Origin of the sequence: Actinomadura geliboluensis (assembly GCF_043197915.1) — a bacterium.
GTDB lineage: Bacteria > Actinomycetota > Actinomycetes > Streptosporangiales > Streptosporangiaceae > Spirillospora > Spirillospora geliboluensis.
In genome coordinates this window covers 56,749-79,073 of sequence record NZ_JBICUA010000010.1, presented here as the reverse complement: position 1 = coordinate 79,073, position 22,325 = coordinate 56,749, and the positions used below count along the sequence as shown (strand labels likewise).

Below are 22,325 nucleotides of genomic sequence, written 5' to 3'. Positions count from 1 at the left end.
CGACCGAAGGAGAACCGTGAGCCCCGAACCGCCCGGCAAGCGCGTTGCCGGCCCGCGCGCACCCTCGGACGACGCGGAACTGCTGTCCAGCCCCCCGTTCGCCGACGACCTGGACGCCACGCTGGCGGCACGCCCGCAACGCCGCTCCCTGCCCGGACCGACGCTGTACCTCGCCGCCGGGATCATCCTGGTCGCGGGCTTCCTGGGCGGCGTCCAGGCGCAGAAGTGGTCATCGGACGGCTCCGAGCGCTCGGCCGGAGGCTTCACCGCCGGACGCCCCCAAGGCGGCTACGGCGGCATGCCCGGGGCGCAGCCACCCGGCAACGCCCCGGGCCCGGGCCCCGGAGGCTTCGCAGGGGGCGGCGACACCACGACAGGCACGGTCGTGAAGGTCACCGGCAACACGCTCTACCTGCGCACGACGTCCGGCCAGACGGTGAAGGTCGCGACCAGCGAGGAGACCAGGGTCCGCATCACCAAGGACGGCGACCTGAAGAACCTCGCCTCGGGCGCGAACGTCACCGTCCGGGGGACCAAGGCCGCGGACGGCACGCTCACCGCGACCACCGTGAACCAGGGCGTGGCCCGCTGACCCGAGGACTGAGGAGACCCATGAGACCGACCTACGCGCTGGGCGCAGCCTTGCTGCTGTTCACCGCCGCTTGCGGAGGCGGAGAGTCGGACAAGCCCGGCGCCGCCGACCCGATGGCCTCATTCCGCGCCTGCCTGGAGAAACAGGGCGTCAACCTCCCAGAAGGAGGCCGCCCCACCGACAGACCGACCACCCGCCCAACCAACGCACCGCCCACCCGTCCGAGCGGTGCACCCTCCAACCGTCCAACCCGATCGGCGGAGGAACAGAAGGCCATGCAGGCATGCGCATCCCTGGCTCCGCAACGTCCCGGCGATGGCCGAGGAGGACGACCACCCGGCAGCGGCCCAGAGGGACCGCCCGGCGGCGGCCCGGGTTAGAAACGTCCGGTCGGCCGCTCGGCCCGAACGACCGCCCGGACGCGCCGTGCCCGACCCCGCGGGGCATGGCGCACGGACGGGGCCCGCGCCGCGCCACGCGGGCCCCGTCTCGGCCCTATGGTGGCCCTTTGCCGCCGCGCCGACGTAGCGTAGGCGGCGGCGTACGTGCCGCTATGACGAGACGGGGACCAGGGTGCAGGCAGCGAGGTTCATCAGTGCGGCCACCGTGCTGGTACTGGCGATGGCCACCGGATGCAGCAGTAGCAGCAGCGACGCCGACGGCGAGAAGAAGACGGTGCCGGCCAGCGTCCCTGCGGACCTCAAGTCCTTCTACGGCCAGAAACCGTCCTGGAAGGCCTGCGACAACGGCTTCGAGTGCGCGACCGTCCAGGTGCCGCTGAACTACTCCGACCCGACCGGCGCGAAGATCGGCATCTCCGTGATCCGGCTCCCGGCCGAGGACAAATCAAAACGGATCGGCTCGCTCCTCACCAACCCGGGCGGGCCGGGCGGTTCCGGGGTCGACTTCGTCCGCCAGGCCGCCCGCACGTTCGGGGACGACCTGCGCCGCCGCTTCGACATCGTCGGCTTCGACCCCCGCGGCGTCGCCGCCAGCGATCCCGTCCGCTGCAACACGGGCCCCGAACTCGACAAGTTCTTCGCCACCGACGCGTCCCCGGACGACCAGCGGGAGACGAACGCCCTCGGCGTCCAGAGCGAGGAGTTCGCCCAGCGCTGCAGGACCAAGGACGCCTCGAAACTGCCCTACGTCGGCACCGCCAACGCCGCCCGCGACATGGACGTCCTCCGCGCCGCCCTCGGCGACGAGAAGCTCACCTACTACGGCGCCTCGTACGGCACCTACCTGGGAGCCTTCTACGCCGAGCAGTTCCCGAAGAACGTCCGCGCCCTCGTCCTGGACGGCGCCGTCGACCCCCGGCTCTCCTCGACCGACCTCCTGATCGAGCAGGCCAAGGGCTTCGAGACAGCCCTCCGCGCCTTCGCCGACAACTGCGTCAAGTCCGGCAACTGCCCGCTCGGCACCACCTCCGACGCCGTCATCGCGAAGATCGAGTCCTTCCTCGCCGCCACCGACAAGAAGCCGCTCAGCAACACCCGCGACTCCCGCAAGGTCACCGAGTCCCTGGCCGTGATGGGCATCGCCAGGGCGCTCTACGTCAAGGAGTACTGGCCCGTCCTCCGCCAGGCGCTCGTCCAGGCGCTGAGCGGCGACGGCACCGTCCTCCTGGCCCTCGCGGACGAGATGGTCGAACGCAAGCCCAACGGCACCTACAGCAACCAGACCGACGCCAACATGGCCGTCAACTGCATAGACAAGCCCAACCCGTCCAACCTCGCCGCCTACAAGAAGTCCGCCGACGAGGCCCAGAAGGTCGCCCCCCGCTTCGGCCCCTTCGTCGTCTGGGGCGGCCTCCCCTGCGTCTACTGGCCCTTCCAGACCAACCAGCAGCCGAAACCCATCACCGCCAAGGGCGCGGCCCCCATCGTCGTCATCGGAACCGTCCGCGACCCCGCCACGCCCTACAAGTGGGCACAGAACCTCTCCAGCCAGCTCTCCAGCGGCGTCCTCCTCACCTTCAACGGCGACGGCCACACCGCCTACCTCCAGGGCAACCCGTGCATCACCAAGGCCACCGACAACTACCTGATCACCACCGACCCGCCCAAGTCCGGAACCACCTGCGGCTGAAACCCGTGCACACCCACCCCTCGACACCCGGTAGACTTCATCCCGCCGTGCCCCGCACGGCACGCCGCCTTAGCTCAGTCGGCAGAGCGATTCACTCGTAATGAATAGGTCATCGGTTCGATTCCGATAGGCGGCTCCACCTCAAAGGCCCCTTCCGATCTTGGAAGGGGCCGTTTTGCCAACGGGCTTGCTAACAGCAGCGCTGTGGCCGCGTAGCGTGTGGCCCATGTCCAGTTCTGACGAGTTGATCCGGCTCTCACCGGATGAGGCTTTCGTGCTGTACGACTTCGCTCACCGCCTGGTCCTCGACATCAGCGCCAAGGAGGTCGAGGCGATTTTTGAGGACCGTGGCGAGTGGATGGCACTGTCAAGCGTGCTCGGCCAGCTGGAGACACGTCTGCCCCCAGATCTTCATGCCGGACTACCGCGAACGGCTTCATGCGGCGCGCGTGCGCCTGCGGCCTTTGGATGACCAGGCCGACGAGGAGCACGGCGCGGACGAGGGTCGCTAACGGCGGGGCTGGACGAGCCTGGACGGCGATGGGACCCACGGGCGTCCAGGAGGGCTGTCTAGCAGGTCGGCGGACGGGGCAGGTGACCGGCGGGATTTGTGTGTCTATCAACGGGTGCGTCGGAGGGCGAGGATGCCGGTGATCTCGGCGACGGCTTCGTCGCCGGGACGGGTGTAGCGCATGGCGCTGCGGGGGTTCTTGCGCCGGGTCTTGGCCGTGATGAGCTGCAGTGGCACTTTCTGCTCGCCGAGGTGGGTGGCGGCCGAGTGGCGAAGCTGGTGGGGCCGAGGCCGAGGCCGAGGTGGGTGTCCATCAGGACGCGGAGGCGGTCGTAGCCGAGGCGGGGCGAGGTGCTCGGCCTCGCCACCGCAGGCGTCCGTCTCGCCTGACCTCCTGAGCGTCAGTCCGGCAGCCAGTTCAGCTCGTGCGCCAGGGTTCTGGCGACGGTACGGATGCGGCGGTGCAGCGGCGACTGCTCGCGTGGGAGGACCAGGTGGATCGTCAGGCTGGGCGCGCCCCGCAGCGGTCGCCAGGTGAGGCCGGCCGGTTGTGCTGTGACCGCGGCTTCTCCGGCCGGGGCGAGGGTGACCCCGTCGAGCAGGTCGCGCTGAGACATGTCGAAAGAGACTGCCGGCGTGTGGAATCGGGGGCGTGGTCGGGTGTCTTGGAACAGTGCGGACAGCTGATCGTGAACCACGGGGTTGGCCGCACGGTCGGTGAGTCGCAGGGGATACGCGGCCGCGTCGGCGATCTCGATCTCCGGGTGTTCGGCCAGCGGATGGTGCTGCGCCAACTGAACCCCGATGCGCTCACGCCGCAGCAAGAACCGGCGCACGCCGCGGCCGGGCTGTTCACCGCGGGTGATCCCGGCATCGATGCGGCCGTCGGCCACCGCGGGGGAGATCTCCGGTGTCGCCATCGGGACCGCGCCGACCTCGAGTCCGCTGTTGCCGCGAATCAGCCTGTCCACCAGGGCCGGTGCCGTCTCGGCCCCGGTGCTGAGGCTGTATCCGATGCGCAGCGTGCCCAGTTCACCGGCCGCCGCGCTCCGGGCGGTGTCCCAGGCCCGGTCCAGCGCCGCCAGCGCGGGCGGCGCGGACTCCGCCAAAGCCGCACCGGCTGCGGTCAATACGACGCTACGCGTGTTGCGGACTAGCAGGGCCGTGCCGAGTTCCGCCTCCAATCGGCGCATCCGGGCGCTGAGCGCGGGCTGTGCGATACCAATCCGTGCGGCCGCGCGGGTGAAGTTCAACTCCTGCGCCAGCACCAGGAAGTACCGCAGGCTCACCGTATCCGGCGCCACGTGCCCTCCCCGTCGATTGATAACGATCCGTTCTGAGTCTATCCCGTAATGGTCTTTCCCTCGACCGCACATCGAGTCCTAACCTGCGCATATGACGATTCAGCCGACCGCAGTACCGGTCGCCGGGATCGATCGATCTGAGTGTCAATTCGAAGTCGGACGTGTCCGGCCGAACACTGGAGGTTTCCATGGCTAAGGGCTACTGGGTCAGTGTCTACCCCGCCATTTCCGACCTTGAGAGGCTGGCTGCCTACGACAAGCTGGCCGGTCCGGCTGTCCAGGCTGGGGGCGGGCGCAACCTGGCCCTCCTCCCGTCCCGTGGCGGTCGAGTCGTCGCCCACGAGGCCGGAATCACGCAACGCGTCGTCCTGATCGAGTTCGACAGCTTTGAACAGGCCGTCGCGGCATACGAGAGCGAGGCATACCAGAGGGCGCTGGTCGCCCTCCCCGACGGCGTCGAGCGCGACTTCCGCATCGTCGAAGGCATCGACTGACCAGCGGCACCGCCTCGGCGGCCGTGCGGGCTCGCCCATCGTGCCGGGTGTGGGCGTGCGGGAGGGGGGCGACGCTGGTCAGGAGGGATGTGAGGACGCTCCTGGGCGGACTGATCTCGTCGCACACCAGGAGGGCGGAGGTCTGAAGCCCTCTGACTGCCAGATGCGAGGTGGTTTAGCATCTCAAAATGACGGAGGCCCCCGAAGATCTGACGCTGCCCATCGCTCTGGCCGAAGTGGCCAAGGTGGGCTTCGAGTGGGAATGGGACGAAGAAACCGACGAGGCTCACGGCTGTGATTTCGAGCTGTATGAACGGTTCGAAGCGCCTGCGGAGACCGCGTGGTGGTTTCGCCTGTGGACCGGCAACGAAGAGGTCGATGGCAGCGAGTTCCGCTTCTTCGGCGCCACCGGGACCGGCGACTATGTCGGTTTCTGGCTTGCTCGGCCCGGTGCGCCCATCGTCGAGCAGCCTGTCGTCTACCTCGGTTCCGAGGGCGAGTGCGGCGTGATGGCCCGCGACCTCGGCGACCTGCTTTGGTTGTTCGCGGCAGGCTCGGGGCCGCATGAGGCGATCACGGATCCAGGTCGTAAAACGGAGCCGAGCGAGGTCTTTCGCGCGATCGCGGAGCAGTACGCGCCGGGTGGGCGCCGTTCCACGGCGGAGATCGTGGAAGCGGCGCGAGCGGAATTCCCGAACTTCACAGACCTGATCGACGCGATGTGCCGGTGAGTACAGGGCGCGGACGACGGCACCACGTTCGACGCCGCCGGCGTTCTTCCTCGACGCAGACGTGCTCAAGGTTGGCGGCTATGTCAGCGGGTGGTTGCGGTTGGGGTCAGGTTTGGCCTAGCTGCTGGCGGATGGTGTCTGCCTCCTGTTTCACGGCTTCCGCGTCGGTATGGCGGTTCAGCCTCTTCAAGGTGTTGCCGAGGTTGCTCAGGGATTGGGCGAGGCCAGGGCGGTAGCGGTCAGGGTTGGCGGTCGCCAAACGTCGGCGGATGGCGACTGCCTCCTGCTCCACAGTCAGCTCCTCGGCGAGACGGTCCAGTTTCCACAGCGTGAGGCCGAGGTTGTGGAGCGATAGGGCGAGGTCGGGGCGGTAGCGCTCTGGGTCGGCTTCGGCCAGCTGTCGGCGGATGGAGACCGCCTCTTGCTCTACAGCCAGCTCTTCGGTGAAGCGCTGTAGTTTCCACAGTGTGTTGCCGAGCTCGTGCAGCGATACGGCGAGGTCGGGGCGGTAACGGTCTGGCTCGGCTTCCGCCAACCGCCGGTAGAGGGCGATCGCCTCCTGCCTTACGGGGACCGCCTCGGCATGGCGGTCCAGTTTCCCCATGGTGAAGCTGAGGTTTTGGAGCGATAGGGCAAGGTTGGCGCGGTAGCGGTCTGGGTCAGTTTCGGCCAACTGTCGGCGGATGGCGACCGCCTCTTGTTCCACGGGCAGCTCTTCGGCGTAGCGCTGTAGTTTCCACAGCGTGTTGCCGAGCTCGTGGAGCGATTGAGCGAGGTTGGGGCGGTAGCGGTCTGGGTCGGCTTCGGCCAACTGCCGGTAGAGGGCGACCGCTTGCTGCTGCATGGGTGCCGCCTCGGCATGCCGGTCCAGCCGCTTCAGGGTGAAGCTGAGGTTGCGCAGAGTCTGGGCAAGGCTGGGGCGGTAGCGGCTTGGGTCGGCCTCCGCCAACTCCCGGCGGATGGCGACTGCCTCCTGCTCTACAGTCAGCTCCTCGGCGAGACGGTCCAGTTTCCACAGTGTGAGGCCGAGGTTGTGGAGCGTTAGGGCGAGGTCGGGGCGGTAGGGCTCAGGGTTGGTTTCTGCCAGCTGTCGGCGGATGGAGACTGCCTCTTGCTCTACAGCCAGCTCTTCGGTGAAGCGCTGTAGTTTCCACAGTGTGTTGCCGAGCTCGTGCAGCGATACGGCGAGGTCGGGGCGGTAACGGCTGGGTTCGGCCTCGGCGAGCTCCCGGTAGATGGCGATCGCCTGCTGCTGCATGGGTACCGCCTCGGCATGGCGGTCCAGTTTCCCCAAGGTGAAGCCGAGGTTGTGCAGCGCCAGGGCGAGGCTGGGGCGGTAGCGGCCGGGGTTGGCTTCGGCCAACCGCCGGTAGAGGGCGACCGTCTCCTGCCTGACGGTCGCCGCCTCGGCATGGCGGTTCAGCTTCTTCAGGGCGTTGCCGAGCTGCCTCAGAGATCGGGCGAGGTCGGGACGGTAGCGGCCTGGGTCGGCCTCGGCCAGCTCCCGGTACTTGGCGACCTCTGCATGCTCGGGCAGATCCTTGGCAGCACGGGCTGGCTGGGACCGTCCTTTGTCTTCTGGGGAGGATATGGGGCCACGGAGGAGCGTCACGTCGTCCGTAAAGCTGCGGGTGGGCGCGGATTTCTGGTCAGCAGATCGGCGGGACTGGGTGCCGGGCTCGGTGACGGTGGTGAGCAGGTCGCGGACCTGTGCGACGGATAGCCGGTCGGCGGGGTTCTTGCGCAGTAGCCCGTTCAGGACTTGCGCGAGTGGCCCGCCGCATTCGGGCGGTACGGGGTCCTGGGTGGCGATGGCGACGAACAGTGCCCCGAACGTGGGGGCGGCGAACGGTGGGCGCCCCTCCACCGCCGCGTACAAGGTCGCGGCGAGTGACCACAGGTCCGAGGCGGGAGTGACGGTCTGGCCGGCCACCTGCTCGGGGGACATATAGGTGGGAGTGCCCAGCGCGGCGCCAGGACGGGTGAGGGTGGCATCGCCCTCCACCGCGGCGATGCCGAAGTCGGTGAGGACGATCCGATCGCCCTCCAGCAGCACGTTGGCCGGTTTGACGTCGCGGTGCACGATCCGGTGCGCGTGCGCGGCCGACAGCGCCTCCAGCACCGCCAACCCGATCACGGCGACCTGCTGCTTGGGGAGGACTTGCCGTTCGGCCAGCAGGTGATCCAAGGACTGCCCCCGGATCAGCTCCATCACGATCCACGGACGGCCGTCCTCGCCCATCACCCGGTCGTAGACAGTGACGATCCCCGGGTGCCTCAGCCGGGCGGCGGCCCGGGCCTCCCGGCCCATTCGCGCGTACCACACGCGCCGTTCCTGCTCGCTGACCTGCTCGGGAACCCGCAGTTCCTTGATGGCCACCTCGCGTTCCAAATCGGTGTCATAAGCGCGCCACACCGCGCCCATCCCGCCCTGCCCGATCGGCCCGAGTTTCCGGTACCGGCCCGCCAGCACACCCTCGCTATCCCAACCCACGATCGGAAGATACCGTCGTCATCGCGAACGCCCTGCCTCTTAGGACGCTCAGGACCGGCCCGACCGCCTGCTTCAGCTCCGTGACCAGGTCTTCAACCGCCTGCCGGGCTCTGGGCACTTCCTGTGGTTAGCAAGACCGTCGGGAGCCCTCGACGGCCCGCCCCGCCAATCGAACGACCGGACCACCACCGCCGGCCAGGCTCGTCTGAGCGTCGCGGCTGAGGTTCTTTCCAGTGAACACTGGCATCTTTTTGGTGCAGACCGCATGATGTCGGGATGAGATCATTCCGCGTCCGGTTGGCCGCTGTGGCTGTTGCGGTCGTTGCGTTGGCTCCTGTGTCCGCCGTCCATGCCGAGACCCAGCCCGCCGCGCTGAGGGACGTCCCGCTGCCGTTCCTGTGGCCCAGGGCAGGGGTGCACAGCGTTGCCGCCGTTTCTGACACCGAGGCATGGGTTGCCGGACGGCAGGGGCAGGTCGGTGACAGCGTCGGCAACCCGGTGGTACGTCGCCGGATGGGCTCGCAGTGGAAGGAGTACCCGCTCAACGGCTGGTCCGGGAACGGGGGTATTTCGGAAGTCGTCGCGTACGGCGGGGAAGTCTGGGCCTGGGGCGTCCAGGGCGGGGAAAAGGTCTATCTGGCGCGGTTCGACGGCAGAGCGTTCCAGCCCGTCGCCCTGCCGGCCGATGCAACATACGCGTACGACACCCGTCTGTGGGCCGGTCCGGCCGGGGTGTGGCTTCAGATCACCGTGCGCGGCCCGAGCGAGCACCATTTCCTGCGCGCGCTGTACCGCCGCGTGGGCGATGTGTGGCAGGCCGACCCCGGTGCCAGTTCGTTGCCGGAAGGACTGGCGGACTTCCAAGCGCGCAGCGCCACCGAGGCATGGGCCGGTGGCTGCCGCTACAACGCCGCCGTCCAAAGCCAGGAATCGGTTGCCCTGCGCTGGAATGGCACTGCCTGGACGACGCTGCCCCCGCTCCCCACGCAGTATTGCGTCGCCAGCGTCGCGCCCGCTGCCGACGGAACGGTCTGGGCGCTCACCTGGGACACCCTGTACCGCTGGAACGGCCAGACGTGGACGGCGGCCCCCGCCGGTGCCTTTGACGGCTACGGCAAGAAGGTGCGGCTGGACGAGGATGGCAATCCGCTCGTGGTCCTTAGCCGCGCCTTCCTGTACGGCCCCGCGCCGCTGCTGCGATACGCGGGCGGTGCCTGGCAGACGTTCACCACTCCGATTGAGGCGTGGGCGCACGACGTCTCCGTCGCGCCGAGTGGACAGATCTGGGTGGCCGGCAACACGCAGATCAATTCGCCTCTCGTGCTTACGTCTCCCTGATGATTGGGTTCCGGTCGAGTTGGTGCGCTTGGCAGGGTCCTGAATGACCGTCTGCGGGTCATTGTGAGTAAGTAGCGCTGTGTCGCAAGGTGCGCTGCCTGGACGATCCTGGGCGGTGATCTTGTTCGGGTAGGGTGAGTGCATGCGTTGACGCCTGCCCGATGCTCGGGCACCTCCGTTGTCTCCTTCGTTCATCGCCTCTGGCTCTCATATGACGAAGGAGATTTCCGTGACCAGGTCGATTCATGTTCCGGACGCGTTCGCCGCGTCCTATGGTGCGCACGGCGCTGAGGAGCGTGCGTGGGTCGCCGAGCTGCCGCGACTGGGCGGTGAGTTCCTGGAGCGCTGGGACCTGCGGCTCGATGGTCCGTCCGCCTACGGCATGGCTTCATTGGTCCTGCCGGTGGTCCGATCGGACGGTACTCCGGCTGCGCTGAAGCTCCAGCAGCTTCGGGACGAGACCGCCGGTACTGCCGTTGGGCTTCGGGCATGGGACGGCAACGGGGTCGTGCGCCTGCTCGACCACGACGACGCGAGCGCCACGCAGTTGCTGGAGCGGCTGGACGCGGCTCGTCCCCTGTCCACGGTGGCCGACGACGTCGCGGCGGTGCAGATCCTGGCCGAGTTGATGGCCCGGCTGACCTCGGTGCCCGCTCCGAAGGGGCTGCGGCGGCTTTCCGACGTCGCTTCGGAGATGCTCGACCAGGTGCCGCATGCAGTGCCGCTACTGCGCGACCCTGACGATCGGCGGCTGGTGCGCACGTGCGCGGGGGCTGTGGCCGAGCTGGTCGGTGAGCCCGGCGACCGGCTGCTGCACTGGGACCTGCACTACGACAACGTCCTCGCCGGAGAGCGGGAACCATGGTTGGCGATCGACCCGGAACCGCTCGCGGGCGATCCGGGGTTCGAGCTGCTGCCCGCCCTGGACAACCGGTGGGACGAGGTGGAGGCCACCGGCAATGTGGCTCGGGCGGTCCTCCGGCGCTTCGACCTGCTGACCGAGGTCCTCGAACTCGACCGCCGCCGAGCGACCGGCTGGACGCTCGGCCGCGTCCTGCAGAACGCCCTGTGGGACATCGAGGACGGTAAGACGGCGCTGGAACCCGCCCAGGTCGCCATTGCCACGGCCCTGCTGAACCACCGGTAGGGGAATGAAGGAATGGCCGCTCCGGTGCTCGCCTCCTCGGAAGACATTCACCGCTACCTCGTTGAGAGGCTCAATTTCGCCTTGCGCAGGCCCGAAGTGCTGGGCGGGGAGTTGGGCATCCGCATGGTGCTCGACCATCTGTTGTTCCTGGAGCGGCAGCCGGACGGGCTTCTTGAGGAACAGCACCGGCTGGCAGAACGCGGGGCGTGGACGTCACGCGGAGTGATGGGTGCGTTCGACGGGGTGCTTCCGGGGAAAGACGCCAAGGCCGTGGCCTCTGTCTACGCGGAATTCGCGCATCGCAGGGGCTGGCTCAAAAGCGACCGCGTGCTGACCGGGTTCGAATACGACGCCCTGCGCGAGAGGGCGGGGCATTGGGCCGGTCGAGACCGCTTGTGGAGTGATGTCGTCGCCGAGTTCGGCCCGCCGTCGGTGTTGCTCGGCAGCACGAATCCTTGGTACGAGAAGACTCTCGGCTATCTCGGTGAGGACGCGGACGAGCCGATGGTGTTCTTCCATCTGTGGAACGGCGCCGACCCGGGGGACGAGTCGCGGTGGCCGGCTCACGACGAGCCTGTTCTCCTGGCGGTCCGGTGCGGCGGCGATGGGCCGTTCGCCGAAGCCTTCGTCTTCACCCCGAGTGGCAGGCGTTGGCGGGATACGCCCGCCACCTGAGGCTTCGACATCCCGCGTGGGTCAGGCTTGGGTGGTGGTTATCGGCTTGTGGAGGGCGCTGCCTTCGGTCCACTTGGGGAAGGAGAGCTGCCAGTAGCCCCAGCCGTTCGTCCACTGGAGGCTGCGCTCGGTGCCGGTGATCCTGACGATGTCGCCGCGGTAGGACCAGTGGAAGAACCACTGGGCGTCGGCGGCGGGGGAGCGGACGCAGCCGTGGCTGCAGTTGCGCTTGCCGAGGCAGGTCGGGTCGTCCATGTTCTGGTGGATGTACTCGCCGCTGTTGGAGATGCGGGTCGCCCACGGGACCTTCTCGTCGTACCAGCCGGGGTCGCCCTTCTTCTTGCCCGGCGGGCGCATGCGCTCCAGGCGGACGTGGTCCATGGTGAGGTGGACGCCGCTGGTGGTGAGCAGGTGGTCGACGCCGTCGCGCTGGACGTCGCCGCCGGCGCCGAGGCTGACGCCCCAGGTGCGGACGGTGCGGCCGTTCTTCTTGACGGCGAGCCGGTGCGTCCTGGCGTTGATGCTGATGACGTGGGAGTCGCCGACCTTGAAGGTGCGGGTGACGTCCCGGTCGCCGAACACGTCGTCGCCGATCTTCAGGCCGGCGTAGTGGACCTTGACGGTGACGCGCTGGCGGGGCTTCCACGGGTGCTTCGGGCGGAACACCATCGAGGGGAGGCCGTTGAAGGACTCGCCGGCGCTGAGCCAGCGCCAGGCGCCCTCGGTGGGGGTGGTCGAGGAGATCTCGGTGGCGCGCTCGATGGCGGGCTTGGCCTTCTCCGGGACGGCCTTGTTGAACTGGACGAAGACCGGCATGCCGGTGCCGACGGTCTCGTTCTCGCTGGGCACGACGTTGTTGACGCGGGTGGCGGCGGTGGCGCGGCTGGCGCGGAAGGCGCTGGTCGCGGTGGTGGACTTGCCCTTGGCGGACGTCGCCGTCGCCGACACCTGGTAGCGGCCGCCGGGCTGGAGCGTCCAGGTGGAGCGCCAGGTCGTCTTGTCGGGGGAGAGCTTGCCGGGGACGTCGGCGCCCTTCAGCTTGACCGAGACCGTGCCGAGCGTGCCGCCGGCGGCCTTCACCGTGACGCCCTGGTCGGGGCGGGCCTTGCCGTCGCCGTTCGCCGGGCTGATCGTCACCTGCGGCGAACCGTCGTCGCCGCCCTTCGCGGTCGCGCCGCCGGTCTGCCCGTCACCGCCGCCGCACGCGGTCGCCAGTCCCAGGACCAGCGCCAACACCAAGGCCTTACCTCGCACCGTGCTCCTTCATCCGGCCCGCCCGCGCGCCGCGGGACGGCAACAAGATCGCTTACGGAACGGCCCTTATTCCCGCCTCGCCCGCGGGGCGCGGCGGCCAGGTGGCGGCGTCCGATCAGTTAGGACGTCCATGGTCCCCCGAAGGTTCGCCTCCGGGGGCGCATTCGGCGGATCTTTCGTGTCCGCTGACGCTCGGGGCGCTCGGTCGATCTTCTCTTCAAGAGTGTGGTGCGGCCGGTTAAAAGCGGCGATCCGCGCCCTGACCAGTTGCGATGCTGAGCGTGGCCGCCCGCGACGGCCCCCGCAAAGTCACCTCCCGGTGAGTTCTTGTCTGGTGAAGGGACGTGCGATGAGCGCCCAGGGGCTGAGTCCGTCCATCGAATCGGGCGCCGGCCCCGCGGATCTCGCGCCGGCGGACCTCGCCGCGTTCGCCCCGTCGGGGCGCGGCGGCCGGACGCTGTCCGGGGTGGGGCCGGCGTGCGTCGCCGTGGTGGACGGTTGGGCGATGGCCGTCGGCGTCTCCATGACGCGGGGCGGCCTCGTGGCGGCGCTCGCCGCGCTGGCGGTCGTCGGGGCGAACGCGACCGGCGGCCTGTACCGGACGCGCCGCAGTCCGTCGCTGCTGGCCGACGGCCCGCCGCTGCTCGCCCGGATCCTCGCGGTCGGCGCCGTCGTGGCGGTGCTGCTGCCGCATCCGGTGGCGGCGCTGCTGTGGGCGGTGGCGGTGGCGGCGACGATGTCGCTCGGTTTCCGCGCGTTCGTGAACGCCGCTGTACGGACGTACCGGTGCCGCAGGGCGCGGCCGCGTCCGGCGCTCGTCGTCGGGACGGGCCCGACGGCCGCGCACCTGGTCGACATCCTGGGGGAGCGCGGCGAACTGGGTCTGGCGGCGGTCGGGCAGGTGGCGGCGGGGCGTCCCGCGGCGGCGCCGGTGCTCGGGGAGATCGCCGACCTGCCGGCGCTCGTCCAGGCGTACCGGGTCGGGACGCTGGTCGTCGTCGCCGAGGACGTCCACCCCGACCATCTCGGCGCGGTGCTGCGCGTCTCGTTCGGGCTGCCGTGCGAGACGCTGCTCGTCCGGCCCTCGTCGGACGTGGTGCCGGTGGCGGCGGCGCGGCGCGAGTACCTCGCCGGGCTGCCGTGCGCGCGGGTCGACTGGGGGCTGCGGGACCCGGCGGCGCGGCGCGCGAAGCGGGCGCTGGACGTCGTGCTGGGGTCGCTGCTGCTGGTCGTGGCGGCGCCGGTGCTCGCGGTGTGCGCGGTCGCCGTGCGGGTCGAGGGCGGTCCCGGGGTGCTGTTCCGGCAGCGGCGGATCGGGCTCGGCGGCGAGGAGTTCGTGCTGCTGAAGTTCCGGACGCTGAAGCCGGCGGACGAGACGGAGGCCGACACCCGCTGGACGGTCAAGAACGACGAGCGGATGGGGCGGGTCGGCCGGTTCCTGCGCAACACGTCGCTGGACGAGCTCCCGCAGCTGTGGAACGTGGTGCGCGGCGACATGAGCCTCGTCGGGCCGCGCCCGGAACGGCCCCACTTCGTGGAGCAGTTCGCCCGCACCTGCCCCGGCTACATGCTGCGGCACCGCGTCCCGGTCGGGATGACGGGCTGGGCTCAGGTCCACGGGTTCCGCGGCGACACCTCCATCGAACTGCGGGCGCGGCTCGACAACCACTACATCGACCACTGGTCGTTCGCCGGCGACCTGAAGATCCTGCTGCTGACGGCCCGCGCGATGCTCTGCCGGGACTCCGGATGACCGTCCTCGCCGCGCCGTTCCCGGCGACGTGGCCGCCCCGCCGGCCGAGCTGGCTGATCGCGGCGACGGTGGGGTGCGTCGGGATCCCGCCGGGCGTGCGGGGGGCGGGGGCCGACGTCCAGGTCACCGTGGGGGACGTGGCGAGCGGCGCCCTGGTGCTGGTCGCGGTGTTCCTGCTGGTCACGGGCCGGGTGGAGCTGCCGCGCGCGGCGTTCGCCGCGTTCGCGCCGCTGGTCGCGGCGCTCGGCATCAGCACCGTCCACTCCGCGGACATCGAGACCAGCATGGTCGGGTTCGTCCGCGACCTCCAGGTCTTCGCGCTGGTGCCGCTGGCGGTCGTGCTGCTCGTCCGGGACCGCCGCGACCTCGTGATCGTCCTGTCGGCGCTGGTCGGGCTCGGGCTGGCGGAGGCCGGGTACGGGATCTGGCAGTCGGCCACCGGCAACGGCGCGTCGATGGACGGGCGGAACATCCGGGCCGTCGGCACGTTCGGCGCGCTCGACGTGATGGCGATGTCGATCGTCGCCGGGTTCGCGTTCCTCATCCTGACCGCGTTCGCGCTGACCGCCCCTGGCCGCGCCCCGGTGCGGGTGCGCGGCCTCGCCGTCCCGGCCGCGCTGGCCGGGCTCGGCGTGCTGGCCGCCGCGCTCGCGCTCGCGCTGAGCCGCGGCACCTGGATCGCGCTCGGCGCCGCCGCCGTCCTCACCCTGGTGGTCTTCGACCGGTGGACGGCGGTCAAGGTGCTGACCTGCTGTGGCGCCCTCATGGTCGTGCTCGCGCTGGCGGGCGGCGGCGGGCAGGCCGTCGTCGAGCGGTCCAAGTCGATGGCCGCGTCGGTCACCCAGCCCGACCAGTCGGTGGACGACCGGTACAACCTGTGGGCCGCGGCCGTCCGGATCTGGGAGGACCACCCGGTCACCGGCGTCGGTGTGAAGAACTTCCCGGCCTACCGCGACGCCTACGCCGGCATCGAACTTTCGTCCGGGAGCGAGACCGCCGACCCGGTGAACGGCTACGTGCGGCAGCCGCTGCTGTCGCCGCACAACCAGTACCTGCTGTTCCTGTCCGAGCAGGGCGCGCTGGGCCTCGCCGGGTTCGGCGCGCTGCTCGCCGTGCTCGTCGCCGGGCTGTGGAGGCGCCGCGACGTCCGCGACCCGTGCTGGCTCGCGGGCACCGCGCTGCTGGCGTTCCTCCTGATCAACTTCGTGTACGCGGACATGGGCGGGCCGACGTGCGCGCTCACCGCCATCGTCGTCGGCGCCGTCGCCGCGCGCTCCCTCGGGACGGTCCGGGCATGACGGCGGGGGCCGGCTCCGTCGGACGCGCCGCCGCGCTGTCGGGCGTGCTCATCGGCGCGGGCACCGCGCTCGGGTTCGTCCGCGACCTGGTGATGGCGCACATGTTCGGCGCGAGCGGCAGCACCGACGCGTTCCTCGTCGCGTGGACGATCCCGGAGACGGTGTCGCCGCTGCTCATCGAGGACGCGATGGCGCTGCTCATGGTCCCCGTCGTCACCCGCCTGCTGGCGCGCGGCGACGGGCTGCGCCCCCTCGTCGGCTCGGCGCTGCCGCGGATCGTGCTCTGCCTCGCGCTGGTCACGCTGACGCTCGTGGTCGCGGCCCCGGTCGTGGTGGACGTCCTGGCGCCCGGCCTGGCCGAGGACGGGTCCGCCGTGATGTGCGTGCGGCTGACGGCGATCACCGTCGTGACGTTCGGCGTGGCGGGGTTCATGAGCGCCACCCTGCGCGCCCACCACCGGTTCGGCCCGCCCGCCGCGATCTACGCCGCGTACAACGTCGGCATCCTCGCGCTGATCGCGGGCCTGTCCGGGCTCGTCGGGATCACCAGCGCGGCCGTCGGCGTCGCCTGCGGCAGCCTGCTGATGATCGCGGTCCAGGCACCGGCCTTCGCGCGCTGCCTCCGCGACAGCCCCGCCGTCCCCGCCCCCATGGGCGGCGTCGAGTGGCGGCTCGGGGCCGCGGCGGTGGCGCCGGTCGTCGTCTACACGGTGACGCGGCAGGCGCAGGTGTTCGTCGAGCGGTTCCTCGGCTCCGAGCTGTCCGCCGGGTCGATCTCGCAGCTGAACTACGCGCAGAAGGTCGCGCAGGTGCCGATGGTCCTGTCGCTGCTGATCGTGACGGTGACGTTCCCGAGGCTGGCGCGGGCCTCCGCGGCCGGCGACACCCGGCGGGTCGCCCGCCGCATCCGGCAGGACCTCGTGGTCGCGAGCTCGATGGTGCTGGCGGCGACCGCGTTCCTCGTGGCGTTCGCGCCCACGGTCGTCCGGGTGCTGTTCGAGCACGGCGAGTTCACCGCCGCGGACACGGCGGGCACCGCGTCGATCATGCGGGTGTACGCGCTCGGCCTGTGGGGGCAGTCGGCGGTCGGCCTCGCGGCCCGCGCGTTCTTCGCGCAGCGGCGGCCGACGTGGCGGCCCGCCCGGGTGCTCGCGCTGGGCCTCGCCGTCACCGCCGCCGTCGGGAGCGCGTTCGCGGCGTCCGCCGGGACGCTCGCGCTCGCCGCCGCCAACGCCACCGGGATCACGCTCGCCGCCGTCCTGCTGCTCGGCGGGCTGCGGCGCGGCATCGCGCCGCTCGCGCCGCGCCGGATCGCCGCCGACGTGTCCCGGCTGATGCTCGCCGCCGCCGGGGCCTGCGCGGCGGGCGCGCTCGCCGCCCGCGGCCTCGCCGGGGCGCCGGCGCTCGTCCAGCTCGCCGCCGGCGGTGCCGTGGTCACCGCCGCGTTCGCGGTCCTGACCGTCCTGGCGGGACCCGACCTCGTTGCTCCATGGATCGCTTTGCGGTCGCGCCGCGGCGTGCGCGGCCGGACCGAATCGGGGGAGACCAGTGAGCCAGCCGACCGAACCAGCGAGACTGACCGGACCGGAGCGGCCGCCGGAGGTGATCAGGCCGGTACCGCTGGTGCTGATGTACCACTCGGTCGACCACTTCGATGAGGACCCGCACCTGGTCACGGTGTCGCCGGCCCGGTTCGAGCGCCAGCTCGCCTGGCTGCGCGCCCGCGGCCTGCGCGGCGTCGCGATGGCGGAGCTGCTGGACGCGCACGCCGCCGGCCGGTCCCGCGGCCTCGTCGGGCTGACCTTCGACGACGGCTACGCCGACTTCGCGACCCGGGCCGTCCCGGCGCTGCTGCGGTACGGGTTCGGCGCGACCGTGTACGTCGTGTCCGGCCGGATCGGCACCTACAACGCGTGGGACGACGGCCCCCGCAAGCCGCTGATGACGGCCGACCAGATCCGCACCGTGGCGGGCGCCGGCATGGAGGTCGCCTCGCACGGCCGCCACCACGTCTCCCTCCCCGGGACGGACGACACCGAGCTGCGCGAGGAGCTGGAGGAGAGCCGCGCCGCCCTGGAGGAGATCATCGAGGCGCCGGTCACCGGTTTCGCCTACCCCTACGGGCACGCCACCGCCCGCGAGGTCGAGGCGGTGCGCGCCGCCGGGTACGACCACGCGTGCGACATCCGGCCCGAGGAGCCGTCGCGGCACGCGCTGCCCCGCACCTACATCGGCGACCGGGACGGGCCGCTGCGGCTGCGGGTCAAGCTCGTCCGGCACGAGCTGCGCCGCCGGAGCCACGTGTGACCCGCGTGCTGCACGTCATCACCGGGCTGGAGCACGGCGGCGCGGAGCGCCAGCTCGCGCTGCTGCTGCGGTACCTGCCGGTCGCCTGCGAGGTCGCGACGCTCACCCGGACCGGGACGCTCGGCGCGGAGATCCGCCGCACCGGCGTGCCCGTCCACGAGATCGGGATGCGCGGCAACCGGGACCTCGCGGCGCTGCCCCGGCTCGCGCGGCTGATCCGGCGCGGCCGGTACGACGTCGTCCACACGCACCTGTACCGGGCGTGCGTCTACGGCCGCATCGCGGCGCGGCTCGCCGGGACGGCCCGCGTCATCGCCACCGAGCACTCGCTCGGCGACGGCCACATCGAGGGACGCCCGACGACGCGCGGCGTCCGGGCCCTGTACCGGGCGACGGAGCGGCTCGGGTCGGTGACCGTCGCGGTGTCGCCGACCGTCGCCGACCGGCTGCGCGGCTGGGGCGTGCGGCCCGGCCGGATCGTCGTGGTCCCGAACGGCATCGACGCCGCCGCGTTCGCGTTCGACGCGGCCCGCCGCGCCGCGACCCGCCGCCGCCTCGGCATCCTCCCGGACGAGCCCGTCGTCGGCGCCGTCGGGCGGCTCGTCCCGACCAAGCGGTTCGACCTGCTGGTCGACGCGGTCGCCCGGCTGGAGGGCGTCCGGCTGCTGCTCGTCGGTGCCGGGCCCGAGCGGGCCGCGCTGGAGCGCCGCGCCCGCGACCTGCGCGTCCCCGTCGTCTTCACCGGCGGGACGTCGGACGTGGCGGGCGCCCTCGCCGCGATGGACGTGCTCGCCGCGCCGTCCGCGCAGGAGACCTTCGGGCTCGGCGTGCTGGAGGCCCTCGCCGCCGGGCTGCCCGTCCGCTACACGGCCTGCCCCGCCCTCGACGACCTCCCGCCCGGTGACGCCCCCGGCGCGCGCCGCCTCCCCGCCGTCGCCCGCGCCGGGAGCTGGAGCGCGGAACTGCGCCGCGCCCTGCACGCGCACGCGGACCGGACGCGCGTGCCGCCCGCCGTCGCCCGCTACGCCGTCGCCGAGCAGGCCGCCGAGATCGCCCGGCTGTACCTGCCCGAGCCGTCCGCCCGCGGGGTCGTTCCGATACGAGAAAGGGCTCATGATGCCGCCACGTGACGCCAGGAGGCGGCCACTCGGCCGCCGGGAGACGCGAGCCGGCCGGAGCGGCGCGCTCGACGCCGCCGTCCGGCGGCTGCGCGGACCGCTCACCGCCGTCCTGCACCGGTTCGGCCTGTCGCTCGCGCTCGTGCTCGCCGGGTTCCTCGGCGGGCTCGGCTACGCGCTGCTCGCGCCGACCACCTACACCGCGACGGCGTTCGTCCTCGTCGTGAACGCCGGGGACGGCGACTCCGGCCCGGCGGCGGTCAGCTTCGCGCAGGCGTACGGCCGGCTCGCGCCGCTGCCGGAGACCCTCGAGTACTCCGCGCGCCCGCTGCCGCGGCACGCGCCGGGCGGCACCCGCGAGCACATCCAGGCGTCCACGTCGCCGGACACGCCGCTGATCAAGCTCGCGGGCAGCGCCCGCACGGCCCGCGACGCGGCCGCGTTCGCCAACGCCGCCGCCGACGCGCTCGTCCGGTACGGGACGTCGCACCGCGCCGACACCGGCGTCCGCGTCGCGCTGATGACGCTCGCGGAGCCGCCGGCGGCGCCGTCCTCGCCGAACCTGCCGCTGGGCGTCGCCGCCGGCACCGCGACCGGCGTGCTGCTCGCCGGGCTCACCGCCGCCGTCATGGCCGGCCGGCGCGGCGCCCGGCGCGGCGCGGCGCTCCCGCCCGCCGCCGTGCCCGCCCCCGCCGCCGCCGACCGCATGGAGGTGTCCTCATGACCGCCGTCGCACCCGTCCGGTCCGCCACCCCGGCCGTCGAATGGTCCGCGGAGGTGCACCGGGACGAGCAGGCGCTCGTCTCCTTCGCGGACGAGCTGCGCGACCTGTACGACCGCAGCCCCGCCGCGACGCCGTTCCAGACCTACGAGTGGCTGAAGTCGTGGTGGGGCTGGTACGGGACGCGGGGGCGGCTGCGGCTCGTCCTCGTCCGCTGCCGGGGCCGGCTCGTCGCGGCGGCGCCGCTGATGGCGGACACGCGGTACGGGTTCCCGGTGCTGGTCCCGCTGGCCTCCGGGCAGAGCGACTTCACCGACTTCCTCCTCGACCCCGTGTACGGCGACGGCGCCGTCCGGCACCTCACCCGGGCGCTGCTGGACGAGCGCGGCTGGTGCGCGATCGACCTGCGGGAGGTCCGCCCCGGGTCGGCGGCGCACGCGGTCGCCGCGCGGTGGCCGCGCCGGACGTGGCGGGCGCCGGCGTCGGTGTGCCTCGAACTCCCGGCCGCCGGCATGGACGACGTCCTCGCCCGGCTGCCGGGCCGCACCGCCGGGAAGATGCGCGCCAAGCTCCGCAAGATCGACGTGCGCGGCATCACGGCCGAGAGCGTCCCCGCCGAGCAGGCGGCGGAGGCCGTGCACGCCCTGCTGGACCTGCACGTCCGGCAGTGGCGGGGCCGCCCGATCAACCCCGAGCACACCCGGGAGCGGTTCCGCCGGCACCTGGCCGAGGCCGCGAGCGGGATGGTCCGGGACGGGCGCGCCGCCGTGCTGCGGTACCGGTGGGACGGCCGGCTCGTCGCCGGCGACCTCGTCCTCATCGGGCACCGGTACGTCGGCGCCTACCTGTACGGCGCGATCCCGGAGCTGCGCGACCGCGTGGACGTCTCGCTGATGATGCTGCGCGAGGACCTCGCCATCGCCCGGGACCGCCACCGCCAGGGCGTCAACCTGCTCCGCGGCGACGAGCCGTACAAGCTGAAGTGGCGGCCGACGCCGGTGCGGAACGAGCAGATCATCCTGGCGCGGACGGCCTCGGCCGCCGCGTTCGCCGGGGTCGTCCGGGCCCGCGCGCACCTGGCGTCCCGGCGGCACGCGAGCAGGCGGCGGGGAAGCGGGCAGGGCTCCCATGACTGAGCCGGAGTCGCCGCGCGTCCTGCACGTCAGCCAGCCCAACGCCGGCGGCGTCGCCGTCTACGTCGGGCAGGCCGCGTGCGACCAGCGCAGGCGCGGATGGGACGTGGCGGTGGCGTGCCCGGTGGGCGGCGACCTGCCGGAGCGCTGCATGGCGGCCGGGGTGCCGTGGCTGCGCTGGGACGCCGGGCGCGGCCCCGGGCCGGGGGTGCTGCGGGAGGCGCTGCGCCTGCGCGGGATCGTCCGGACGTTCGCGCCCGACGTCGTCCACCTGCACTCCTCGAAGGCGGGCCTGGCCGGGCGGCTGCTGCGCCGGCCCGGCGGCACGCCGACGATGTTCCAGCCGCACGGCTGGTCGTGGCTCGCCGCGACCGGGCGGCAGGCCGCCGTCAGCCGCCGCTGGGAGCGGTTCGCCGCCCGCTGGAGCGACGCCCTCGTCTGCGTCGGCGCGGGCGAGCTGAGCCACGGCGTGGACGCCGGCGTGCGCGGCCCGTACCGGCTCGTCCGCAACGGCGTCGACCTGCGCCGGTTCCTCCCGGCCGACGACACCGCGCGGCTCGCCGCGCGCATCCGGCTGGGCCTGCCGAGCGGCGCGCCGCTCGTCGTCTGCGTCGGCCGGGTGACCCGGCAGAAGGGGCAGGACGTCCTGGTCGACGCGTGGCCGGCCGTCGTCGAGCGGTGCCCGTCCGCGCTGCTCGCGATCGTCGGCGCCGGCGGCGACCCGGTGCGGACGCGGCGGGGCCGGACGCACGGCGTCCGGTTCGTCCCGGCGGTGGAGGACCCGCGCGACTGGCTGGCCGCGGCGAACGTCGTCGCCATGCCGTCCCGGTGGGAGGGGCTGCCGCTGATCGCGCTGGAGGCCCTCGCCATGGGGCGCCCCGTCGTCGGGACGGACATCCCGGGCATCACGGAGATCCTCCGGCCGGGGCTCGGCGCGCTGGTGCCCGCGGAGGACCCCGGCGCGCTCGCCGCGCAGCTCGCGATCCGGCTCCAGTGCCCGGAGCTCGCCGAACGGGAGGGGCGCGCGGGCGCCGAGGCGTCGGCCGCCTACGACGTCTCGGAGACGATGGCGTCGCTCGCCGCCGTCACCCGCGAGGTGGCGGCCGGGCTCGGTGGCGCACCCGACGAGGCGCCGCGCGAGGACGCCTGCGGCGAGAGGCGCGCGGTGGCGGGCGCGCTCGGCCGCACCGGCCTCGCCGGGACCGAGGTCTTCGGGCTCGCGGCGCCGGTGGGCTCGGCGGGCGCGGCCGGCGGGGTGAACGGCGCGTTCGACGGCGACGGCGGCGGTGCCGTCACCCCGCCGAACAGCTCCCGGTAGGCGGCGGACGAGCGGGGGTTGCCGCCGCACGACCACACCCCGTGCG

At 72.2% G+C, this 22,325-nt stretch carries 20 protein-coding genes and 1 tRNA gene; 17 read left to right on the top strand and 4 right to left on the bottom strand.

Annotated elements, in window-relative coordinates; all coding sequences use genetic code 11:
- Positions 1-16: 16 nt before the first annotated feature.
- The 4 genes from ACGFI1_RS29720 to ACGFI1_RS29705 all read left to right on the top strand — a co-directional run bounded on the left by ACGFI1_RS29720 (position 17) and on the right by ACGFI1_RS29705 (position 3,155).
- Positions 17-592 (top strand): hypothetical protein, encoded by a 576-nt coding sequence (locus tag ACGFI1_RS29720; protein ID WP_392789963.1) that lies wholly within the window; start codon positions 17-19, stop codon positions 590-592.
- Between the two features lie 573 nt (positions 593-1,165).
- Positions 1,166-2,683: an alpha/beta hydrolase gene (locus tag ACGFI1_RS29715; RefSeq protein WP_392789960.1), complete on the top strand. Its 1,518-nt coding sequence runs from the start codon at positions 1,166-1,168 to the stop codon at positions 2,681-2,683.
- Positions 2,684-2,746: 63 nt separating this feature from the next.
- A tRNA-Thr gene (locus ACGFI1_RS29710) sits at positions 2,747-2,822 on the top strand.
- An 87-nt stretch (positions 2,823-2,909) separates the two neighbouring features.
- Positions 2,910-3,155, top strand: a complete 246-nt coding sequence (locus tag ACGFI1_RS29705) for a hypothetical protein (protein WP_392789957.1) — start codon at positions 2,910-2,912, stop codon at positions 3,153-3,155.
- Positions 3,156-3,302: 147 nt separating this feature from the next.
- Here the strand turns inward: ACGFI1_RS29705 and ACGFI1_RS29700 are convergent, their stop codons facing one another.
- Together ACGFI1_RS29700 and ACGFI1_RS29695 are read right to left on the bottom strand one after the other, a co-directional pair.
- The gene (locus ACGFI1_RS29700; RefSeq protein WP_392789954.1) at positions 3,303-3,431 is read right to left on the bottom strand and encodes a hypothetical protein; all 129 of its coding nucleotides are present in this window, start codon (positions 3,429-3,431) and stop codon (positions 3,303-3,305) included.
- Between the two features lie 164 nt (positions 3,432-3,595).
- Positions 3,596-4,498 (bottom strand): LysR family transcriptional regulator, encoded by a 903-nt coding sequence (locus ACGFI1_RS29695; protein WP_392789951.1) that lies wholly within the window; start codon positions 4,496-4,498, stop codon positions 3,596-3,598.
- A 188-nt stretch (positions 4,499-4,686) separates the two neighbouring features.
- Here ACGFI1_RS29695 and ACGFI1_RS29690 point away from each other — a divergent pair, with 188 nt between their 5' ends.
- Together ACGFI1_RS29690 and ACGFI1_RS29685 are read left to right on the top strand one after the other, a co-directional pair.
- Positions 4,687-4,992: a DUF1330 domain-containing protein gene (locus ACGFI1_RS29690; RefSeq protein ID WP_392789949.1), complete on the top strand. Its 306-nt coding sequence runs from the start codon at positions 4,687-4,689 to the stop codon at positions 4,990-4,992.
- Between the two features lie 188 nt (positions 4,993-5,180).
- Positions 5,181-5,723, top strand: a complete 543-nt coding sequence (locus ACGFI1_RS29685; protein WP_392789948.1) for an SMI1/KNR4 family protein — start codon at positions 5,181-5,183, stop codon at positions 5,721-5,723.
- Positions 5,724-5,829: 106 nt separating this feature from the next.
- Here the strand turns inward: ACGFI1_RS29685 and ACGFI1_RS29680 are convergent, their stop codons facing one another.
- Positions 5,830-8,217 (bottom strand): tetratricopeptide repeat protein, encoded by a 2,388-nt coding sequence (locus ACGFI1_RS29680; RefSeq protein ID WP_392789946.1) that lies wholly within the window; start codon positions 8,215-8,217, stop codon positions 5,830-5,832.
- 276 nt (positions 8,218-8,493) lie between these two features.
- Between ACGFI1_RS29680 and ACGFI1_RS29675 the strand changes: the two genes are divergently transcribed.
- From ACGFI1_RS29675 to ACGFI1_RS29665, 3 genes are all read left to right on the top strand, one after another.
- The gene (locus ACGFI1_RS29675; protein ID WP_392789943.1) at positions 8,494-9,555 is read left to right on the top strand and encodes a hypothetical protein; all 1,062 of its coding nucleotides are present in this window, start codon (positions 8,494-8,496) and stop codon (positions 9,553-9,555) included.
- A 211-nt stretch (positions 9,556-9,766) separates the two neighbouring features.
- Positions 9,767-10,702, top strand: coding sequence for an aminoglycoside phosphotransferase family protein (locus ACGFI1_RS29670; RefSeq protein WP_392789941.1), 936 nt, complete (start codon positions 9,767-9,769; stop codon positions 10,700-10,702).
- Between the two features lie 12 nt (positions 10,703-10,714).
- Positions 10,715-11,377 carry a hypothetical protein gene (locus ACGFI1_RS29665; RefSeq protein ID WP_392789938.1) on the top strand — a complete coding sequence of 221 codons (663 nt, stop codon included), beginning with the start codon at positions 10,715-10,717 and terminating at the stop codon, positions 11,375-11,377.
- A 21-nt stretch (positions 11,378-11,398) separates the two neighbouring features.
- On the opposite strand, the gene ACGFI1_RS29660 is transcribed toward ACGFI1_RS29665, so the two are convergent.
- Complete coding sequence (locus ACGFI1_RS29660; protein ID WP_392789936.1) at positions 11,399-12,631, bottom strand: L,D-transpeptidase; 1,233 nt, start codon at positions 12,629-12,631, stop codon at positions 11,399-11,401.
- A 349-nt stretch (positions 12,632-12,980) separates the two neighbouring features.
- Here ACGFI1_RS29660 and ACGFI1_RS29655 point away from each other — a divergent pair, with 349 nt between their 5' ends.
- Genes ACGFI1_RS29655 through ACGFI1_RS29620 form a run of 8 tightly spaced genes read left to right on the top strand, consistent with a single transcriptional unit; the run spans position 12,981 to position 22,279 of the window.
- Positions 12,981-14,384 carry an exopolysaccharide biosynthesis polyprenyl glycosylphosphotransferase gene (locus tag ACGFI1_RS29655; protein ID WP_392789933.1) on the top strand — a complete coding sequence of 468 codons (1,404 nt, stop codon included), beginning with the start codon at positions 12,981-12,983 and terminating at the stop codon, positions 14,382-14,384.
- Entirely contained in the window at positions 14,381-15,682 is a 1,302-nt protein-coding gene (locus ACGFI1_RS29650) for an O-antigen ligase family protein (protein WP_392789928.1), read from the top strand. Before ACGFI1_RS29655 ends, ACGFI1_RS29650 begins: the two co-directional genes overlap by 4 nt.
- The gene (locus tag ACGFI1_RS29645; protein ID WP_392789925.1) at positions 15,679-17,340 is read left to right on the top strand and encodes a lipid II flippase MurJ; all 1,662 of its coding nucleotides are present in this window, start codon (positions 15,679-15,681) and stop codon (positions 17,338-17,340) included. Before ACGFI1_RS29650 ends, ACGFI1_RS29645 begins: the two co-directional genes overlap by 4 nt.
- Positions 17,285-17,989: a polysaccharide deacetylase family protein gene (locus ACGFI1_RS29640; RefSeq protein WP_392789922.1), complete on the top strand. Its 705-nt coding sequence runs from the start codon at positions 17,285-17,287 to the stop codon at positions 17,987-17,989. Before ACGFI1_RS29645 ends, ACGFI1_RS29640 begins: the two co-directional genes overlap by 56 nt.
- Positions 17,986-19,119, top strand: coding sequence for a glycosyltransferase (locus ACGFI1_RS29635; protein WP_392789920.1), 1,134 nt, complete (start codon positions 17,986-17,988; stop codon positions 19,117-19,119). The genes ACGFI1_RS29640 and ACGFI1_RS29635 overlap by 4 nt, the downstream gene beginning before the upstream one ends.
- Positions 19,103-19,831 (top strand): hypothetical protein, encoded by a 729-nt coding sequence (locus tag ACGFI1_RS29630; RefSeq protein ID WP_364554123.1) that lies wholly within the window; start codon positions 19,103-19,105, stop codon positions 19,829-19,831. Before ACGFI1_RS29635 ends, ACGFI1_RS29630 begins: the two co-directional genes overlap by 17 nt.
- Positions 19,828-20,964 (top strand): GNAT family N-acetyltransferase, encoded by a 1,137-nt coding sequence (locus tag ACGFI1_RS29625; RefSeq protein ID WP_392789917.1) that lies wholly within the window; start codon positions 19,828-19,830, stop codon positions 20,962-20,964. Before ACGFI1_RS29630 ends, ACGFI1_RS29625 begins: the two co-directional genes overlap by 4 nt.
- Positions 20,957-22,279: a glycosyltransferase gene (locus tag ACGFI1_RS29620; protein WP_392789915.1), complete on the top strand. Its 1,323-nt coding sequence runs from the start codon at positions 20,957-20,959 to the stop codon at positions 22,277-22,279. The genes ACGFI1_RS29625 and ACGFI1_RS29620 overlap by 8 nt, the downstream gene beginning before the upstream one ends.
- Positions 22,280-22,325: the final 46 nt, after the last annotated feature.

Bases quoted from the DNA above. Each gene is read 5' to 3' on its own strand.
- ACGFI1_RS29705 (WP_392789957.1), top strand. From the start codon at position 2,910: ATGTCCAGTTCTGACGAGTTGATCCGGCTCTCACCGGATGAGGCTTTC.
- ACGFI1_RS29690 (WP_392789949.1), top strand. From the start codon at position 4,687: ATGGCTAAGGGCTACTGGGTCAGTGTCTACCCCGCCATTTCCGACCTT.
- ACGFI1_RS29685 (WP_392789948.1), top strand. From the start codon at position 5,181: ATGACGGAGGCCCCCGAAGATCTGACGCTGCCCATCGCTCTGGCCGAA.
- ACGFI1_RS29675 (WP_392789943.1), top strand. From the start codon at position 8,494: ATGAGATCATTCCGCGTCCGGTTGGCCGCTGTGGCTGTTGCGGTCGTT.
- ACGFI1_RS29670 (WP_392789941.1), top strand. From the start codon at position 9,767: ATGACGAAGGAGATTTCCGTGACCAGGTCGATTCATGTTCCGGACGCG.
- ACGFI1_RS29665 (WP_392789938.1), top strand. From the start codon at position 10,715: ATGGCCGCTCCGGTGCTCGCCTCCTCGGAAGACATTCACCGCTACCTC.
- ACGFI1_RS29655 (WP_392789933.1), top strand. From the start codon at position 12,981: ATGAGCGCCCAGGGGCTGAGTCCGTCCATCGAATCGGGCGCCGGCCCC.
- ACGFI1_RS29650 (WP_392789928.1), top strand. From the start codon at position 14,381: ATGACCGTCCTCGCCGCGCCGTTCCCGGCGACGTGGCCGCCCCGCCGG.
- ACGFI1_RS29645 (WP_392789925.1), top strand. From the start codon at position 15,679: ATGACGGCGGGGGCCGGCTCCGTCGGACGCGCCGCCGCGCTGTCGGGC.
- ACGFI1_RS29630 (WP_364554123.1), top strand. From the start codon at position 19,103: ATGATGCCGCCACGTGACGCCAGGAGGCGGCCACTCGGCCGCCGGGAG.
- ACGFI1_RS29625 (WP_392789917.1), top strand. From the start codon at position 19,828: ATGACCGCCGTCGCACCCGTCCGGTCCGCCACCCCGGCCGTCGAATGG.
- ACGFI1_RS29620 (WP_392789915.1), top strand. From the start codon at position 20,957: ATGACTGAGCCGGAGTCGCCGCGCGTCCTGCACGTCAGCCAGCCCAAC.